At 69.9% G+C, this 3,110-nt stretch carries 1 protein-coding gene; it reads right to left on the minus strand.

Annotation, left to right across the window (positions count from 1 at the left end; translation table 11 throughout):
* Positions 1-3,110, minus strand: a 3,110-nt coding sequence (locus tag ACN6LM_RS37800; protein WP_445069949.1) for a condensation domain-containing protein, incomplete at both ends; no start/stop codon positions are given.

The following is a 3,110-nucleotide window of genomic DNA, read 5'->3' on the forward strand; positions in this document are numbered from 1 at the left end:
GTGGGGTGCCGATGGGGATGGCGGTGTGCGGGGCGTCGGTGGGCTCGATGGTGTGGGTGGTGGCGTAGATCATCGCCTCCGCCGGCCCGTACCCGTTGATCACCTCGATGCCCGGCCTGGCGCTGTGCAGCCTGTGTACGTGGACGGGCGAGGCCGCCTCTCCGACGGTGTAGGCCGTGGTGACCGAGTCGAAGGTTTCGGGGTGTTCGTCGGTGAGGTAGTTGAAGAGGCTGGCCGACAGCAGCAGGGTCGTGACGTGGTGCTTGGTGGCCAGTTCCGCGATGAGCGAGGGTTCCGGCTTCTGCCCCGGCTGGAGGACGACCCGTGCGCCGTGGAGGAGTGGCCCCCAGAATTCGAGGCTGAAGGCGTCCCAGGAGATGGGGGAGGACTGGAGGTACACCTCGTCCGGGCTCGTGGGGAGATAGGTCTGCCCGACCAGGGTGGAGACGAGGTTGCGGTGCGAGGAGACGATGCCCTTCGGGCGGCCTGTGGAGCCGGAGGTGAACATCACGCACGCGAGGTCGTCACCCCGGATCGGGACACCCAGGTTGGTCGCGTTGTGGCCGGTCACGTCGTCCGGGCCCTCCACACACGTGACCCACTCGCCTTCGAGACGGCCGGCGAGTTCGGTGTTCGTGACCAGGTGGCTGATGGCGGCCTCGGTGGCGGCGGAGCGCAGCCGCTCGTCGGGGAAGTCGGGGTCGAGCAGTACGTGTCCGGCGCCGGTCTTGAGTACGGCGATGAGGGCGGTGGCGAAGGTGGCGTCGCGTTCCAGGAGGATGCCGGCGAGGTCGCCCCGGCCGAGACCGCGCCCGCGCAGCTCGCGCGCCCAGCGGTTGGCGGTGGCGTTCAGTTCCGCGTACGAGATCCGCTGCTCACCGTCGATCAGCGCGACCGCGTTCGGGACCCGTGCCACCTGCTCCTCGAAGCGCTGCACGAGTGACACGTCGTCCCGGCCGGACACCTCTCCGGCCCACGCCCCGAGCAGCAACTCCCGCTCACCAGCCGACAGCACCTCTACGTCCCCGAGGCGCGCCTCCGGGTCGTCCAGCACTTGGTGCAGCACCGCTCCGAGCACGGTCACCATGCGCTCGACGGTCGACCGGTCGAACAGGTCCTCCGCGAAGACGACCATGCCGCGCAGACCCGCGCCGTCGTCCGCGCGGAGCAGGAACTCCAGGTCGAACTTGGCCGAGCCGTTGGCGAACGTCTGCACGGCTTCCGGTCGCATCCCGGCCAGAGCGAGCACCGGTGTGCTGGTTTCCAGGGTGAGGCAGATCTGGAAGAGGGGGTGGCGGGCGAGTGTGCGGGTGGGGTTGAGGGTGTCGAGGACGAGGTCGAAGGGGGCGTCCTGGTGCGCGAAGGCGTCCAGGTCGGTGGTGCGGACGCGTTGCAGGAGTTCCCGGAAGGTGGGGTTGCCGGTCGTATCGGTGCGCAGCACGAGGGTGTTGACGAAGAACCCGACGAGGTCGTGCAGCGCTTCGTCGGTGCGGCCGGCGACCGGTGAGCCGATGGCCAGGTCGGTGCCGGCGCCCAGCCGGGTGAGGGCTGCGGCGAGCGCGGCGTGGACGATCATGAACGGGGTGCACCCCTCGGCCCGGGCCAGCTCCCCGATGCGGGCGAACAGGTCGTCACCGAAATCGACGGCCACCTCGCTGCCCCGGTGCGAGGCCCGGGCGGGGCGCGGACGGTCCAGGTTGAGACCGTGCTCCTCCGGAAGACCCTTCAAGGCGCCCTGCCAGAAGTCCAGTTCGCGCGAGAGCACGCTGTCCGCGTCGTCGGCGGCCCCCAGCACCCGCTGCTGCCACACCGCGTAGTCCGCGTACCGCACCGGCAACGGCTCAAGCGCGCACCCCTCGGCCCCGCCGATTCGTGCCTCGTACGCACGGGCCAGGTCCGTCACGTACACCTCGCTCGACCGGCCGTCCGTGGCGATGTGATGCAACACGACGACCAGGTGATGCGTGGTGTCGTCCAGTTGGAACAGCGAGACGAAGAGGGGCAGTTCACTACGGAGATCGAAGACATGGCGACCGGCATCGGCCACCGCGCGGTCCAGCTCCCCGGCGGTCACCTCGCGGCGCTCCATGCACACCCGCGCCTCGGTGGCCGGGAGGATGCGCTGGAGTGGTTCGCCGTCCACCGTTTCGTACAGGGTGCGCAGAGGCGCGTGGCGCTCGATGACGTCGTTGAGCGCGGCTTCCAGGGCGCCGACGTCCAGGGTGCCTTCCAGGCGTACGGCCATTGGCACGTTGTACGCGGTGCTCCCGCCGTCCAGGTCCGCCAGCAGCCACAGTCGGCGCTGAGCGAACGACATGGGAGCCGGTCCCTTGCTCGGCCCCTCACCGGCGGACGGCGGAGGCAGCGCCGGAAGGCCCTTCGCCGCGCCGACCTTCTCCGCGAGCCGTGCCACGGTCGGGTTCTCGAAGACGTCCCGGATCGTCAGCCGGACGCCGAGAACCTGCGCGACCCGGTTGGTGAGGCGGGCGGCGAGGATCGAGTGCCCGCCGTGGTGGAAGAAGTCGTCGTCGATCGTCAGCGTGCCGGGTGCGTCGAGCGTGCTGGTGAAGAGGCTGGTCAGGGTCTCCTCCAGCAGGGAGCGTGGGGCGCGACCGCCCGACGAGACCGCGACCGGTTCGGGCAGTGCGCGCTTGTTGATCTTTCCGTTCGGTGTGAGCGGGAAGCGGTCGAGCGGGGTGAGGTAGGCGGGGACGAGGTGGTCGGGGAGTCGGTCGGTCAGGTGGTGTCGGAGGTCTGCCGGGTCAGTGGTGGTGACGACGTAGGCGGAGAGCTGGTCGTGGTGCTTGGTGACGAGGGCCTGGGTGACCTGGGGGTGGGTAAGGAGTGCGGCCTCGACCTCGGCGGGTTCGATGCGGAAGCCCCGGATCTTGATCTGGTGGTCGGCGCGGCCTTCGTAGTGGAGGCGTCCTTCGTGGTCGAAGTGGGCGAGGTCGCCGGTGCGGTAGAGGCGGGTTCCTGCGGGGCCGTAGGGGTTTGGGACGAAGCTGGAAGCGGTGAGGTCGGGGCGGTTGAGGTAGCCGTGGGCGAGTCCGTCACCGGAGACGTACAGCTCACCGGTCGTTCCGGGAGGGCAGAGCCGGAGTGCGGTG

The organism is Streptomyces sp. SAS_281 (assembly GCF_052542855.1).